The organism is uncultured Thalassospira sp., assembly GCF_963976115.1.
In the GTDB taxonomy this organism is placed as follows: domain Bacteria; phylum Pseudomonadota; class Alphaproteobacteria; order Rhodospirillales; family Thalassospiraceae; genus Thalassospira.
Window position 1 is genome coordinate 47,405 of sequence record NZ_CAXBJJ010000002.1, and the last position, 15,282, is coordinate 62,686.

The 15,282-nt window shown below is 53.1% G+C and carries 13 protein-coding genes; 11 read left to right on the top strand and 2 right to left on the bottom strand.

The features are described 5' to 3' along the window. Positions 1-14 precede the first annotated feature (14 nt). Positions 15-1,055 carry a tagatose 1,6-diphosphate aldolase gene (locus tag AAC086_RS02220; protein ID WP_339774745.1) on the bottom strand — a complete coding sequence of 347 codons (1,041 nt, stop codon included), beginning with the start codon at positions 1,053-1,055 and terminating at the stop codon, positions 15-17. Continuing rightward, a complete protein-coding gene (locus AAC086_RS02225) occupies positions 1,052-1,933 on the bottom strand; it encodes a PfkB family carbohydrate kinase (RefSeq protein WP_339774748.1) in 882 nt (293 codons plus the stop codon). The genes AAC086_RS02220 and AAC086_RS02225 overlap by 4 nt, the downstream gene beginning before the upstream one ends. A 221-nt stretch (positions 1,934-2,154) precedes the next feature. Here AAC086_RS02225 and AAC086_RS02230 point away from each other — a divergent pair, with 221 nt between their 5' ends. The 11 genes from AAC086_RS02230 to AAC086_RS02280 all read left to right on the top strand — a co-directional run bounded on the left by AAC086_RS02230 (position 2,155) and on the right by AAC086_RS02280 (position 15,280). Next, positions 2,155-2,664, top strand: a complete 510-nt coding sequence (locus AAC086_RS02230; protein ID WP_339774751.1) for a TRAP transporter small permease — start codon at positions 2,155-2,157, stop codon at positions 2,662-2,664. 3 nt (positions 2,665-2,667) lie between these two features. Beyond that, a complete protein-coding gene (locus AAC086_RS02235) occupies positions 2,668-3,957 on the top strand; it encodes a TRAP transporter large permease (protein ID WP_339774753.1) in 1,290 nt (429 codons plus the stop codon). Positions 3,958-3,980: 23 nt separating this feature from the next. Then, a complete protein-coding gene (gene dctP, locus AAC086_RS02240; RefSeq protein ID WP_339774756.1) occupies positions 3,981-5,009 on the top strand; it encodes a TRAP transporter substrate-binding protein DctP in 1,029 nt (342 codons plus the stop codon). Positions 5,010-5,104: 95 nt separating this feature from the next. Further along, positions 5,105-6,202, top strand: coding sequence for a glycerol dehydrogenase (locus tag AAC086_RS02245; RefSeq protein ID WP_339774759.1), 1,098 nt, complete (start codon positions 5,105-5,107; stop codon positions 6,200-6,202). Positions 6,203-7,025: 823 nt separating this feature from the next. Beyond that, a complete protein-coding gene (gene cydD / locus AAC086_RS02250) occupies positions 7,026-8,687 on the top strand; it encodes a thiol reductant ABC exporter subunit CydD (RefSeq protein WP_339774762.1) in 1,662 nt (553 codons plus the stop codon). Continuing rightward, entirely contained in the window at positions 8,684-10,330 is a 1,647-nt protein-coding gene (locus tag AAC086_RS02255) for an ATP-binding cassette domain-containing protein (protein ID WP_339774765.1), read from the top strand. The genes cydD and AAC086_RS02255 overlap by 4 nt, the downstream gene beginning before the upstream one ends. Before the next feature lie 123 nt (positions 10,331-10,453). After that, complete coding sequence (locus AAC086_RS02260; RefSeq protein WP_339774767.1) at positions 10,454-12,064, top strand: cytochrome ubiquinol oxidase subunit I; 1,611 nt, start codon at positions 10,454-10,456, stop codon at positions 12,062-12,064. 5 nt (positions 12,065-12,069) lie between these two features. Further along, positions 12,070-13,233: a cytochrome d ubiquinol oxidase subunit II gene (gene cydB, locus AAC086_RS02265; RefSeq protein ID WP_339774770.1), complete on the top strand. Its 1,164-nt coding sequence runs from the start codon at positions 12,070-12,072 to the stop codon at positions 13,231-13,233. Positions 13,234-13,251: 18 nt separating this feature from the next. Next, positions 13,252-13,392: a cytochrome bd-I oxidase subunit CydX gene (gene cydX, locus AAC086_RS02270; protein ID WP_339774773.1), complete on the top strand. Its 141-nt coding sequence runs from the start codon at positions 13,252-13,254 to the stop codon at positions 13,390-13,392. A 182-nt stretch (positions 13,393-13,574) separates the two neighbouring features. After that, positions 13,575-13,859 carry a transposase gene (locus tag AAC086_RS02275; RefSeq protein WP_339774775.1) on the top strand — a complete coding sequence of 95 codons (285 nt, stop codon included), beginning with the start codon at positions 13,575-13,577 and terminating at the stop codon, positions 13,857-13,859. A gap of 773 nt (positions 13,860-14,632) precedes the next feature. Beyond that, entirely contained in the window at positions 14,633-15,280 is a 648-nt protein-coding gene (locus AAC086_RS02280; protein ID WP_339774777.1) for a DUF1523 family protein, read from the top strand. Positions 15,281-15,282 lie beyond the last annotated feature (2 nt).

Genomic DNA, 15,282 nt, shown 5'->3' on the forward strand with positions numbered 1-15,282 from the left:
TCTGGCCTTCGAAATTACATTTCGCTGTAAATGTGGCGGAAACTTGCGTCCGAAGGAGAGAACTTGAGACCGTCAGCATTAAATAATGCGTGCTTGTGCCAAGGCAGGGCCGTGTCATCGGTCAGCTTGTTAAGTTCTGCAATATAGTCGCACGCGCTGTTGGTAAGTTCGTTCCGCATTTTAGTCCAGTCAGGGAAACTCTGGAATGCTTCGAGCCAGATGGCACGGCCGGCAAGATAGCCCGATGCACCCGCATGATATGCGTGTGAGAGGATGTTTTTGAACTGGTTTTTTTCTGCTCCCGCCGACAGCATAACCCATGGGCGTCCGGCAAGTTGGCCCATTTCATCGAATATTTTCTGGGTTTCTTCCCAGTTTTCGTTGCCGACGCCAGGAACATTTTGGGCGGAGACCGGGCTCTCTAGTTTGAAAACGTCGATACCGTATTCCGGTTTCGCGAATTCCTGGACTGACGCCAAGACATGGTCGTGTTTTTTTCCGGCCATTTCGACATAATCTTTTGTCTGATGCAGGTCCGATTTTAGAGGGAATACCAGAAGCTCAAACAGGAACGGAATGTCGTATTTTGCACAAGCATCACCGATTTTTTTGACAAAATCTTGCTGGTGTCTGTTGATTTTCGGGTCCGCATCCGGACGGTACCAGGCAAGAACCTTTACTGCGTCTCCGCCCATGCGTTTGATTTTGTTTACCGACCAGTCGTCGATTTCTGATGAATAGCGGCCCGATCCGTTATCCTCAAATATCGAATCTTCGAGGGTGACAATCAGCCCTTTGGACGGCGATAGCAGGTTGATTCCACGTGGTATGGCAAAGTGCGGATCTAAAAGGAGTGCGCTTGATTCCGGCTGCAGTGTTTCGATCAAAAGTGATTTGAATTTGGCTACGTCGTCATAGGGGGCAGTTTCGACGCCGTAGTGTTTTGAAATCGGTCCTTTAATGGGTGGGCGTTGGTCTACTGCTGTCATTTTAAACAGCCCTCTGGAATCGGCCATGCGCCGCATTCCCCAAAGTTTACCTGCGGTAAGATTCATTTCAGGTTCTCCTTTAACAGTTGTTCAATTTCTTTGGGAGTTGGTAGCCAACCTGCTTTCGTGGTCTTTAGGGCGGCGGCTGCATTGGCATAGGAAACGGCGCGAACCGTGCTGAGATCGCGAGCAAGTGCAAGGGTAAACGCACCGTGCCACACATCGCCGGCCCCTAGCGTATCGACTGCCTTGACGCGATAGGTTGGGATTTCGATAAGGGTCGTTCCATCATGGCACAATACCGGGTTCGGTCCTTGGGTAACACAGGTCCAGTTCCCAAGCTGTTTGGCGACTTTGGCGATGTTGTCTTCGTTGACGATATCGGCATAGTCAGAAAATCCCTGCTCGGAAAATGCAACATGGGATGCCTTTGACAGAAGATTGTCCAGACCGGCAAGCGGGGACTCCGCATCAATGACGGATACTTTGTCATTTTGAATTGCGATTTCAATAAGTTGAGAGGCGCCACGGAGCCAACGTGTGTCAACCAGGACCGCGTCAAATTCTCTTGGCTCTGTTGCCGGTAAGTCCACCTCGAACAGTTCGTCACTACGGTAATTTATGATCGTCCGTTCTCCGTCGCGCGTGACGATAACCGAAGACCGCGCGGTTTGCTGTCCCGGTATAGTAACAAGCAAGTCGTCGCAAACACCAAGGTGCCGAAGTTCATTGCGGACAAACTGTCCCAGGCTGTCATCGCCAACCGCTCCAGCAAGCGATGCCTTCCCACCCAGTGCTGTGATTGCCAACGCGGCATTCAGGGCGCAGCCGCCTACAGTCATCAAAGACGATTTTGCGCGATGTTTGATGCCGGGTGCCGGGAAGGAATCAAGATGCAGAACTGTGTCTACGGTAATGACTCCTGCGCAAATGATATGGGGCATGACGGTGTTACCCTTTGTCGTTAGGACGTTGTGCTTTGCCAAAAACTGCTATTTCTATTATATAACTTATAGAAGAATTTCAAGATTGAAATTTGCCGAAAATTCTGTTTTTAATTTTATATAAGTTACCTTATACTCGGGTCAAAATAGAGGTATGATTTCCGCAGAAGCGGCTTTGGATAGCGTGCTTTTAAGTGGGGGCATCAAGCTAGGGAGGAAGAATGTTCCAGTTGGCTTATAATGGTCTTGTCAGGGTAAACGACCTGATTGTTCGCGTATGCGGCATCCTGATTGGGGGGCTGCTGGCAGTGATTGTCTCGGTTCTTTTTTACGCCGTCCTGTGCCGGTACTTTTTTTCGAGCCCCATTTCCTGGGGCGGCGATTTCACGCTTTTGGCACTTGTCTGGATGACGTTGCTCGGCGCACCTGTCGGTATGCGAAATGGGCATATTTCAACGGAGTTCGTGCTCGATATCATGCCGCCGTTTATGACCAGGCTCTTGAATGCCGTGATTGGCTTGGCCGTTCTTTTCGTTTCTGTTCTTGTTTTGGTTTACGGCTTTGCACTGGTTGAGCAGGGTATGGCGCGTATCGTCCCGTCGATGGATTGGCTGAGCCAAGGGTATTTCTATTTGTGTCTACCTGTTGGCTTTGCCCTTGTCCTACCGCTGAGTCTTGAACGCGTTTTTGTGCCTTTCCTTGGGGCTTCTTCAAATCGGCAGGACGCCTAAGCGATGCCAATTTTTATCATTTTTACCTTATTGGCGGCTTTGATCGGCGTGCCGATCGTCTTTGCGCTCGCTTTCGGTCCTTTGCTGGACTTTTTTCTGCAGGGCAATGATGCGATGCTGAAAATCAGTTTGCAGCGGTGGTTCGCGGGAATCAACCAATTCCCTTTGCTGGCTGTGCCCTTGTTTATTTTGGCGGGTGAGATCATGAATGCCGGTGATATTACCCGGCGTTTGGTGCGCCTTGCGCAGGTTCTGGTCGGGCATCTGCGCGGCGGATTGGCACACGTAAATATTCTTAGCTCCATTCTGTTCGCGGGTTTGAGCGGCTCAGCCGTGGCCGATGCATCTGCACTGGGATCGATGCTGGTGCCAGCGATGGAACGCGATGGTTATTCGCGGCGCTTCGCCACGGCAGTGACCGCAGCCTCTGCCGTGATAGGTCCGATCATTCCGCCCAGCATCATTATGATTGTGTATGCCTACATTATGAATGTGTCGGTGGGCGCTTTGTTCGCAGCTGGTGTCGTGCCGGGATTGTTGATGGGCGTCAGTCTGATGGTCATGACGGCTTTTCTCGCACGTAAACATGATCTGCCCAAACAGGAAAAAAGGGCTGATTTCAAAGAAGTCGGCAAGGCCGTCACCCAGGGGTTTTTCCCCATGTTAACTCCGGTGATCATTCTTGGGGGTATTTTGCTTGGGATTGTGTCGCCGACCGAAGCCGCTGCGATTGCTGTGGTTTATGCTTTGGGTCTCAGCTTGTTTGTGCGCTCGCTGAGCTTGTCGGAATTGCCGGACATTTTCTGTCGTTCGGCCAAGTCTTCGGCTGTAATTCTTTTGATGATCGGTTCGGCAGCCTTGTTGGGCTGGGTTTTAAACATGTCCGGCGTACCGCAGTCACTTGCAGGCACTGTGCTCGGTTTGACTGACAGTACACTGCTGTTTTTGCTGGCGGCCAACTTGCTGTTGCTGGTGACGGGCATGTTTCTTGATGCCGGTCCTGCCATCCTGATATTAGGGCCGATCCTCGGGCCGACCCTTTTGGGGTTGGGGCTGGACCCTGTGCATTTCGCTGTGATCATGTGCCTTAACTTGACGATCGGTTTGGCTACGCCGCCATTTGGCCTGATCCTGTTTACGGCTTCAGCGGTGTCTGGCGTGAAGGTCGAACAAATCGTTCGGTCAATGCTTCCATTCTATTTCGTACATGGCGTGGTGTTGCTTTTGGTGACCTACGTTCCTGCGATTTCTTTGACCTTGCCCAGATGGCTTGGTTTTTCAGTCGGCCAATAAAATCTAAATACAGGGAGGAAATAATGAGATTTTCGTTTTCAATTGCCACCATAATAATGGCTGTTGGCGTGTTTTCCCAACCGGTTCTCGCGCAGACCTACACTCTGAAAATTTCTCATGCCGGACCAGCGACAATGAACAATGACGACTACGTTGGGTCGACATCGCTGAAAGAGTATATCGAGGAAAAATCCAATGGAGAGATCTCTGTGCAGATTTTTCCAGGTAATCAGCTTGGTAGCTATGAAGAAGTCATGGAGCAGGTGAATGCCAATGTGATCGAAGCTGTTCATGTTTCCATCGGAGGCGTCACGCCGTTTGTCCCTGAACTGGGTGTCGTCGATCTGCCCTATGTCTTGCCAAGCGACAAAGTTGCCTACGCTTTTATGAAGGGCAGCTTCACCCAGACGATGCGGGATGCTGTGATGGCGCAGTTGCCCAATGACCGCCTGGTTGCGGTCAGTGACGGTGGTCGTTGGCGCTCGTTCTTTACAACCTCGCAAGAGGTCAAAACGGCCAGTGATCTTAAAGGATTGAAAATCAGGACAATCAATTCACCGTTGCAGCAAGAATTTGTCCGCAGTCTTGGTGCCGCGCCGACGCCCATTGCTTGGGGAGATCTTTATACCGCGCTTGCAACCGGTGTCGTGGACGGGACGAAGAACGGAACGCCAGACATTATGTCGAACAAGTTCAATGAGAGCATCAAGTATCTGATCCTTGATCGGCATACCTTTCTTTTCGGTTATTATTTCGTCAGCGATGCGTGGCTGAACGCTTTACCTGAAAATCTTCAAAGCGTTGTTCTTGACGGTTTTGAATATGCAGCAGCAAAGCAAACGAAATTCAACGCTGACACGGAAGAAAGTGCCAATAATGAGTTTGTTGCATCGGGCGGTAAAATTTATGAACCGACAGAAGAGGACCGCTCAACCTTTTTGGGCGCGCGTCAGCATATGCAAGATTGGTATGTGGGCAAATATGGTGATGAATGGTTGAACATCATGCTTAAAGCTGTTGCGGAAGCGGAAGATGCCGCAGGGCGTTCCTGATCACCGAGGTTGGAAGCGTCAATGCTAAATATAGGAATGGGGCAATAGTCAGGCCCCATTCTTTCTTCTTACCGCTGTATTCGCTAGGGCAAAAAATGTTTTCAATGGGATTTCCACGCATCTACCGCCAGGGTGGCGGTATTTTGAATGAAATTGGTCAGCATGTTGGTGTATTTGGATCGAAGCCGCTGATAGTTGTCGATGATTTGGTTCGGGGGCTTTACGGCGATCAACTGACTGCAGCTCTTGCAGCGGAGAACATTGTTCCCGTATTCGCCAGCTTCGCGGGCGAATGTACCGCCTCGGCAATTGAAAAGGCAAGCATCCAGGCGCGTGAAGCGGGATGTGATGCGGTGATTGGCTTAGGGGGTGGCAAGGCAATAGATACAGCGAAAGCCGTCAAAATTGAAACGGGTTTACCGGTCATCGTCATACCAACGATTGCTTCAAATGATTCTCCGACCAGCCGTTTGGCCATCGTGTACACTGATGCAGGTAAATTCGTCGGACCGCGGATAATGGATATGAATCCGGACGCTGTTCTGGTCGATACCGACGTCATCGTAAGAGCACCGGTTCGGTTTTTCGTTTCTGGTATAGCTGATGCCCTGGTGACGAAATTTGAAGCTGATCAATGTGTCGCTTCAGGAGGGAGAAATTTCTTCGGTGGACTTCCGACTGAAGCTGCCATGTGTCTTTCCAGCCATTGTTATCAAATCGTCAGGCAATATGGAAAGCAGGCGGTCGAAGACGTAAAAGTGCAGAAAACCTCTTTATCCGTTGAGAAAATCGTGGAAGCAAATACGCTGCTGAGCGGGTTAGGATTTGAAGGTTGCGGCGTCGCAGCTGCGCATGCGATTGGTTTGGCAATTGGTGATCTTCCGGGCGTTTCCGGAATACTGCATGGTGAAGAGGTTGCCGTGGGTTTGATTGCTCAGTTTATGCTGGAAAAGCGCGAGAAGGCCTTTATGGATGACATTCTGGCTTTTTATGATGATCTTGGTTTGCCGGCCAGCCTACTGGACATCATGGACGACTTGCCTAATTCCGAGAGCTTGCATCGATTGGCGACTTTTGTCGTGCGCGACAACAGTCGCATTCACAATATGGCGATGCCGGTCAATACCGAAAATGTCGTAGAAGCGCTAACTGCAGCTGTTGATCTGGTGGTGAATTGGCGTAATTCGAAATGAGATGTAAAGGTTAACGGGGGGGGCGGATCGCTAGAGTGTCTTGCTCGGCCTTCATTCCTCGGTGACAAATTGAATTTGAAAGCCTTCTCTCGGAGAGCCATTGGCATTGTTTTGGTGCCGTACCAAGCCAAACCGGCAACTGCCCTCCGAGAGCAAGAAATTCGTTTTGATCCGGGTTTGCGCGTTACGGGGGATGCCTCGGTAATCTTCTGTTTTACGGGACTTTCATAAAGCCATTGGCTAACGAACTCTTGTGCCTCATCAATGCTTTATGTATTGTAGTGGCCCTGCCATTCATGCCGAACAGTTCAGTTATATCGCTTGATATAAGCGTTTTGCAGCGGCTTGCCAGGCGGGATAACCAGCTTGCGTTTATACTATTTCAGGCAGGCCCTAAAGCTTTTGGCCAAGAGCATCCTGACATATCTCGCGATCAAGGGACTGGTCGGTAAAAATCTTCCTCTGGCGGTTGTTTCGAGATTCAATTGCTGCCAACCGGCATATCTCGTTATGCAAAAAAAAACCGCAATCGATTTTCATGCGAGGTTCGTTAGAGCACTTGCATAACGAACGCTCTTGCGAGAATATCGACGGCGATTGGTTTTTGTTAGGGCCATAGCGCTTTCCCTTGAAACTTTAACAAATCTGAAAAGTCATATCCTTCTGAAAAAATTCAACTTTTTCAGTCAGTCCCGAAATCACTTTTTGACCGCAAGGGTCTTGATCAGATAGGCCACCAACTTCATGCCTTTTTGACAAGGGACATGCGGGCTGGAATAAAACTGCCTTAACTCATATCTTGAAAGTCAGTTTGAGAAAAACCATGGACAAGTCCTCCGTCCTACATCCTTCCGCATCTGAATGGTTGGCCATCCTGCTGGCGCCTGGCGCGCAAACGCAACGTCGGTCTGCCGTGCTCTCTGTTATCGCTGCGCTGATCTGGCCCTTGCAGGCGGCGGTGGTGGCCTGGGCTTTGGGGCAGTTGCTTGCGGGGCAGACGGCTTCGCCGCTGACCACAGCCCTTCTTTTTGCTGCGTTTGGCATTTCGCGCGCTGTCTTGACTTATTTTGCCGAGGGGCAGGCACAACAGGCTGCCGAGGTCATTACGGCGAAGGCCCGCGCAGAAATTGTTGCCATCGAGGCGGCTCGGTCCGCCGACAGTTCTTTTGGCGGGGCCGGTAGTGTGGCCGCCATCGCAGGCGAGAAACTGGACCTCCTGATCCCCTATGTCACCCGCTATGCACCGGCACGTGCACGGGTCATGGTTGTGCCGCTGGTCATTCTGGTGCTGGCGTTCTGGCATTCATGGGCGGTGGGGATCGTGCTTTTGATTTCGGGGCCGCTGATCCCGGTGTTCATGGCGCTGGTCGGGATGGCGGCAAAAGAGGCCAGTGCCCGGCAAATGACCGAGATCGGAACGCTGAACGATTTTTTGGTCGAACGGCTGTCTGCTCTTGCAGATATTCGCCTGTTAGGAGCCGGGCCAGCTGTTTTGCAAGGGTTTGCGCGGCAGGCAGGCGATCTTCGGCGCCGGACGATGAGGGTGCTCGGGGTGGCGTTTCTATCCTCGACAGTATTGGAGCTGTTTGCGGCAATCGGTGTGGCAATGGTTGCCGTTTATGTCGGATTTTCGCTTTTGGGGGTGCTGGCATTCGGCGCCTGGGGGGCTTCGATCACGCCACAGGCGGGGATATTTCTTTTATTGCTGGCCCCAGAGTTTTATCAGCCCTTGCGCGACCTTTCGGCTGCCTGGCATGACAAGGCGGCGGCCACGGCAGTGGTTGATGAGATCACCGCCTATCGGTCAGATACCGGCGGGTCATTGCCCGGCACCGGGGGGCGGGCCGCGCCATTGCCCGGCCCCGCAAGTCTTGCCCTGCATGGCTGTTTCACACTATCGGGCTGTGCCTTGCCCGAAATTGTTATTGCTGCGGGCGAGCGGGTTGCCCTTGTCGGGCCAAGCGGTGCGGGTAAAACGAGTGCGTTGCGGCTCATGGCGGGGCTGGAGGTGCCAGCACAGGGGACAGTCCTTGTTGCGCAACAGCCTTTGACCGCCGATAACGCGGATGGATGGCGGGCCCGGCTGGGCTGGATGCCGCAAGCCCCGCATTTCCTGACAGGCAGTTTGCATCTAAACCTTACACTTGGACGCAGCGGCGATCTTGCCGCAGCGCTTGATACGGCGGCAGTACAGACGGTGGTGCAGGCAATGCCCCAGGGCCTTGCCACGCGGCTGGGTGAAACTGGTGGGGGGCTTTCGGGCGGCGAGGCCCGACGGGTCACGATGGCGCGTGCGGTCTTTGGTAATCCGGATGTCATTCTGGCTGATGAGCCAACCGCCGACCTTGATGCACAAACCGCGCAGGCCGTAACAAGCGGGCTGTTAAAGCGTGCAAGGCAAGGAGTTACGTTGGTTGTTGCCACGCATGACCTTGCCCTTGCGGCACAAATGGACCGGATCATTGATCTGGAGGGCTTGTCATGAGGGCGCTTTGGGTAATTTTCCGGCTTATCCTGCGCGATCAGCGATCGGCAATGTTGCGGGGGGCGGCGCTGAGCATTGTTGTTTTGTTAATGGGGGCCGCACTTCTGGGCTTGTCGGGATGGTTTATTACGGCCGCGGCAGCAGCAGGTTTGGCTGGTGCGGGGGCAGTTTTTGATGTGTTTCGACCTTCGGCGATGGTGCGGTTTTTGGCCCTTGGCCGTGCGGCTGCGCGCTATGGCGAACGAATGTTGACCCATGATGCCACCTTGCGCGCCCTGGAATCACTGCGGTCACGGGTGCTGGCGACATATTTGAACGCCCCTTACCCCCGGATGATCCGGGTGCGTGGCGCACAGGCATTAAACCGTCTGACGGCAGATATTGATGCGTTGGACGGGGTGCCTTTGCGGCTGGTTTTGCCGGTGCTGGCGGGAATATCGACGCTGGCGCTGGCCTTTATCGCGCTGTGGTGGCTGGTGGCACCGGCCGTAGCATTGTGGGTGGCGGGGGGATATCTGTTTGGGGCTGCCTTGATTTTCGTGTGGATGGCGCGGGTGTCCGTACCCTTGTCGCGTCGGGCAGAGGTGACAGCACAGGCGTTTCGCACCCGGCTGATCGACCTGATCCGCGCCCGTCGGGATTTGGCGGTTTATGGCCGGTTGGTCGCACAGACAAAGGCCGTTCAGGCGGCAGAACAACGCCGCCTGGGGTTGCGGCGTCAACTCGACGATGCCGAACGCAGGGCAGGGGGGGCACTTGCCGTATTGGCAACCATTATTGCGGCTGGAACCCTGGGGATCGGGATGATGCTGGTGCAGAGCGGGCAGATCGGCCCGGCCTTTGCTGCTCTTGGGTTTTTTGCGGCGCTGGCGCTGGCCGAAACCCTTGCCCCTCTGCGACGTGCAGTATCTGATCTTGGGCGGATGGCGGATGCGGCCCGCCGGATCGGGCGTGATCTGGTGCACCCCGTGCCAGTTGGCTGCGAAGTTCCGATGGCGCCAGCCAACGAGTTTGAGGTGCGGGTTATGGATGTGACTCTGCATCGTTCGGGCACGTCTGTGCCTGTTGTCACGGCATTTTCACTGGTGGTGCAGCCGGGTAAGACCGTTGCAGTCACCGGGGCCAGTGGCACGGGAAAATCGACGCTTCTTTTGGCCATTGCCGGGTTGCATCCGCTGGTGGCGGGGCAAATCAGCATTGGCGGCAGGGCGGTGACCGATTGGCCAGAGGCTGATTTGCGCCAGTGCCTCACCCTCTTGCCACAGCGCAGTACGGTGATGGCGGGCACCGTTGCCGATGCGCTGCTGATTGCGGGGCCTGCCGATGAACAGCGCCTTTGGCAAGTGCTGGCAGCGGTGCAGCTTGACAAAATCATTGCTGAAAAAGGGGGCTTGTCTGCCCTGATCGGGTCGCGCGGCGAAGGGCTGTCGGGCGGAGAGGCGCGGCGTCTTGCACTGGCGCGCGCGCTGTTGCGCAATCCCAAGGTTCTGTTGTTAGACGAGCCAACCGAGGGCCTTGACGATGCCACGGCAACCGCAGTTTTACAGGGCATACGGCAAATTCTACCTGATGTAACTCTTCTGATTGCGGCGCACAGGAAAATAGAGAAGTCCTTTGCCGATCAGGTTCTCGAATTGAAATAATTTTTGTCTGAAACGGTCGTTTTTGACTTGGGTCAATATCCAGTTCGGGGCGTATGTTATTATATTCGCGAATAATAATTTACACCGTAAAGGCCTCGCTTTGCGGTCATTGGAGCCAAGGATATGGAATTTGGCATCGTAGAACTGTCACGGCTGCAATTCGCCATGACGGCCATGTATCATTTTCTCTTTGTACCGCTGACACTGGGTTTATCGATCCTCGTCGCGATCATGGAGACGGTCTATGTCATGACCAACCGCCCGATCTGGCGGCAAATGACAAAGTTTTGGGGCACGTTATTCGGGATCAATTTTGTTCTCGGCGTCGCCACCGGGATTACCATGGAATTCCAGTTCGGCATGAACTGGAGCTATTATAGTCATTATGTTGGTGACATCTTCGGTGCGCCTTTGGCGATCGAAGGGCTGATGGCATTCTTTCTTGAGGCCACTTTCGTCGGCCTCTTTTTCTTTGGTTGGGACAAGCTCAGCAAGGTCGCGCACCTGATCGTAACGTGGCTGGTGGCCATCGGGTCGAACTTCTCGGCATTGTGGATCCTGATCGCGAATGGATGGATGCAAAATCCGGTGGGGGCGCAATTTAACCCGCAGACCATGCGGATGGAGATGACGGATTTCTTTGCTGTGCTGTTCAATGATGTGGCGCAGGCGAAATTCGTCCATACTGTCAGCGCAGGCTATGTCACCGCCTCGGTTTTCGTGATTGGCGTTTCGGCCTGGTATCTGTTGAAGGGGCGTCATATTGAGCTGGCGCGCCGTTCGATCACGGTTGGCGCTGCTTTTGGTTTGGCAGCGGCTTTCTCTGTCGTGCTTTTGGGCGACGAAAGTGGCTATTCTGCCACCCATAGCCAGAAGATGAAACTTGCCGCCATCGAGGCGATGTGGGAAACCCAAAAGGCCCCTGCATCCTTCAACCTGATCGGTTTTCCTGATCAGGAAGCGCGAGAGACGCATTATGCGATTGAAATCCCATGGGTGATGGGGTTGATCGGGACGCGGTCACTGACAACGGAAATTCCTGGCATCAACGAACTGGTCGCTCAGGCCCAAACCCGCATCCGTTCCGGCATTATTGCCTATGACGCGCTAATGCATATTCGCGCAGAGAAAGATGCTCCTGATCCCGCGCAAACGGCGATTTTCGAGAAACATTCGGCTGATCTTGGCTTTGCCTTTCTGCTGAAAAAATACGTCGATGACCCGCGCCAGGCGACAGAAGCACAGATTGTCGCGGCGTCGAATGATACGGTGCCAACCGTCTGGCCATTATTCTGGAGCTTCCGGATCATGGTGGCGTTGGGCTTTGGCTTTATCGGTACCATGGCGTATTTGTTTTACCGTGCGTCTTTCAAGGGCATGAATTATCCCCGCCCGGTACTTTGGTTGGCGGTGGTGATGATCCCCGCGCCGTGGATCGCAGCGGAAATGGGCTGGTTCGTATCCGAATTTGGCCGTCAGCCCTGGACGGTGGACGGGGTTCTGCCCACTGCTTTGTCGGTTTCGTCCTTGTCGATCACCGAGGTGGCGCTGACACTGGCGGGCTTCGTCGCCTTCTATACAGTGCTTTTCATCATCGAGATGGGCCTGATGCTGAAATACATTCGCAAAGGCCCGTTCCAGGATGTGTCGGAAACGGACGCCTGGGTGAAACGTCACAATAACCGGCTGGCAGGGCGGCACAATGCTGACTCCATTGCCATGCCTGCGGAGTAAGTGCCATGATCCTGCACGAACTAATCAGCTATGAACTGCTGCGGGTGATCTGGTGGGGCCTTCTGGGCGTGCTGCTGATCGGCTTCGCACTGACCGACGGGTTCGATATGGGGGTTGGGGCACTTTTGCCCTTTGTCGGCAAGACCGATATTGAGCGTCGGGTGGCAATCAACACTGTCGGGCCAGTCTGGGAAGGGAACCAGGTCTGGTTCATTTTGGGGGGCGGCGCGATCTTTGCCGCCTGGCCCCCGCTTTATGCGGTGTCGTTCTCCGGGTTTTATCTGGCGATGTTTGTGGTGCTGGCCGCTTTTATCGTACGGCCCGTGGCGTTCAAATACCGCTCCAAACGCGATAACCCGCAGTGGCGCACGGCATGGGATTGGGCGTTGTTCGCGTCTGGTGCCATCCCGGCACTTCTGTTTGGTGTGGCGGTGGGAAATGTCATTCAGGGCGTGCCCTTCCATTTCACCGAAGACCTTCGTTCGATCTATGAGGGTGCCTGGTATGCCAAGTTCATCGGACTTCTTGACCCGTTCTCACTGCTGGCCGGTGTTGTGTCGCTGTCCATGCTGGTCATGCATGGCGGGGCATGGTTGACGTTAAAAGCCGAAGGGGCGGTGCAGCAGCGTGCCCGCACCATCGGCTCGGTAGCCGCTTTGGTTGCTGTGGTGGCTTATGCTTTGGCAGGGGTCTGGATGGCGTTTGGCATCGAAGGTTACCGTATCGTTGGCGATTACGTTACCGGCGGGCCGTCTAATCCGCTTTATTTCAATGTCGAAAAAACTGCGACATGGCTGAGCGCTTACAGTGATCGCCCCTGGATTGTTATCGCACCGGCGATGGGCATTATTGGTGGTCTGCTAACCTTCCTTGGATTGCGGGCGGGGCGTGAGGTGTCAACCTTGCTGTTTTCCAAGATGGCAATCCTTGGTGTGATCTCCTCGGTCGGGCTGACGATGTTTCCCTTCATCATGCCATCCTCGTCTGATCCGCAATCGTCGCTGACGGTGTGGAACAGTTCCTCCTCGCACCTCACGCTGTTCATCATGCTGGTGGTCACGGCAATTTTCATGCCGCTGATCCTGATGTACACCGCTTGGGTCTATAAGGTTCTGTGGGGCAAGGTCACTGCGGCCAGCGTCACGGATAACTCGCACTCGGTCTATTGACCGGAAAGGACTGAAAGCATGTGGTATTTTGCATGGCTTCTCGGGCTTCCTTTGGCCGCCATCTTTGCCGTGATGAGCGCAATGTGGCAGGAACTGAAAGAAGACCAAAAACTTCTAAACCGCGACGACAGTACGCCGCCACGTCCTACACGGACTTGACCGCATGACCATGTCGGCAGGGGGCGTTGGCTCGCCACCCTGCCGATCCTTCCTATAGGGTCGATGTTTAGTTCCGGTATTTGATGTCGGGCACGGTTCATCCATTTCCCTAGCCAAAAGCCCTTCTGCGTGTGGTGGACGAAGAAAAGCAGGCCGCATTCATCGCCCTTTATGAATAGCTGATGAACGATCTGACTGTCGATGAGACGGTCTGTTTCGCCGATGCGCCTTTTGTTGAGCCGCCCACCGTTGACGGCAACAGCGCGGTGCAGATTCCGTCCAGGATTGAGGCGAGAAACCCAATCAAATCAGCCATTCACCTGATCCGGGACAATGCGCCCTATCATCGTTGCGAAGAGGCCAGGCGCTGGCTTCCCCACCCTGAATGTCGCATCCGATTGATCCAGCTGCCCGCCAGTTCCCCGCATCTCAACCCGATAGAGCGGCTAAGGGCCCGTCACTCATAACCGGTTCTACCTGACGCAGAAACAGTTTGCGCAGGCAATGTTTTCCTTTTTCCGTGAAACAATCCCCAAACACCGGTTTTCAGGTAAATGTTTTCCAGGCGTTTTGAAAGCCTGATTTTTTCCGATCATTATTATCGTTTCTATTGAATTTAATCCATTGATCATATTTCAAATACGTTACCATGGCCTGATCAAAGGGCTTGTCTCGCCAAAATGAAAAAGCCTTGTTTTGCGCCAGTCCTGAACTTCGTATGAGATGGTCAAAGTCAGGTACGGTAATCAGAATTCAATGCCATTCCGATAGATATGGTATCTGATGTGTCGATATTTTTTAATCGACCTAATTATCTCTATTTATATGGTTGTATAATTTTCAAATTTAATATTTATTTACAACTTGTAAATTTAGCTCGTTACGAAGTCACTGCATTTTGGGGCCGTAAAAATAGTTTCAATGATAATGATATGGCGGAAGAGATGCAAAAAATGGTCTCAAATGTGCTGCTATGGAACTGATTCTTTCAGATTGAGAGCAACTTGAAGGGGTACTTTGCCGACAAATTGGGGGCTTCTGTGGCCCAAAATGGTGCCATTACAATGGGATATAGATACGTGCCTTGCGTTCACGGCAGATTCGACCTACCTAAATAAAAATTTTCGATTAAATTGGCCTGTGGTCATTTTTGAGGTTTTCGTGAAGCCTTTTTTGCGGTAGCTAAATATTGCTGAATATCCGAAAAGTAAGAGCAGAAAGAAAGTGCGAGGTTGCTGCAATGAAGAACGTACTAACTTTCCGGAATATTATTATTGCGATTCCTTTGCTGGTCATAATTTTGGCTCTCAATTACGCATTGCCGCAAGTTGACGTGGTGAGGGCTGTTGGCGTTGAAATTAAACGCTTGGACACCGAAGATGCCGGGACCGGACAACAGCGCACGCGGGATGTCTATTTTCTGCAGACGGAAACGCCAGGCGGAAAGCCGAAGGTGTACCGAAACGAGGATAATTTTCTTTATTGGAAATTTGACTCTGCCGATCTTCAAGCACAGGTCCAGTCTTTTGCCGCCGACAAGCAGCTCATCGCGATAAGGCGTTATGGCTGGCGCATCTCGGCGTTTTCCATGTTTCCCAATGCTGTCAAGGCTTGGCCCGTGGAGCCTGGATACCGGCATATCCCTGTTTTTAACTCTATTGTTATAATCTGCCTTGTCAGCCTGTTGGCTTTCGGCTTTCTGCGCGCCCGACGCGCCTCAAAAGCAAGAGCCTTAAGGCGGCAGCAACACGAGGCCGAACAAAGGGAACGTGATGCGCTTAAGGCACGTGAGGCCGAAGAAGCGGCTGATCGCGCACGTCAGGATGTCCACCGTAAAGATGCAGATATTGATTCTTTTCTGAACTCCGATGATCGCAAGACTGACTGATT